We start from the raw sequence: 325 nt of genomic DNA on the forward strand, positions 1-325 counted from the left end.
ATATTTTCATTGCCATTTATTTGGTTTTTACAAGTAGAACAAACCAACAAATCATTATCTACATTTTCATTTAATGACGGCGGAATTGTATATTGAGATACATTATTTGTTGCACCACAAAGCTCACAAGTATTGTTGCTTCGTTCTTTTAATGTTTGTAATACGCTCATGCATGAAATTTTGTGCAATAATACTATAAATTACAAACTTTCTCTTAGTTTTTTTGGCAAGCCTTTTATAACCATTTCGTAAGAATGATCTATAAGTTCTTTTATAAATTGAATTGATAACTCACCTTCATGAATATATACTGTATTCCAATGTT

At 28.0% G+C, this 325-nt stretch carries 1 protein-coding gene; it reads right to left on the minus strand.

Annotated elements, in window-relative coordinates; genetic code table 11:
- Positions 1-200: 200 nt before the first annotated feature.
- Positions 201-325, minus strand: a 125-nt coding sequence (locus FUA24_RS25985) for an MmcQ/YjbR family DNA-binding protein (protein ID WP_394344245.1), incomplete at its 5' end; no start/stop codon positions are given.

It is taken from the genome of Seonamhaeicola marinus, assembly GCF_008085455.1.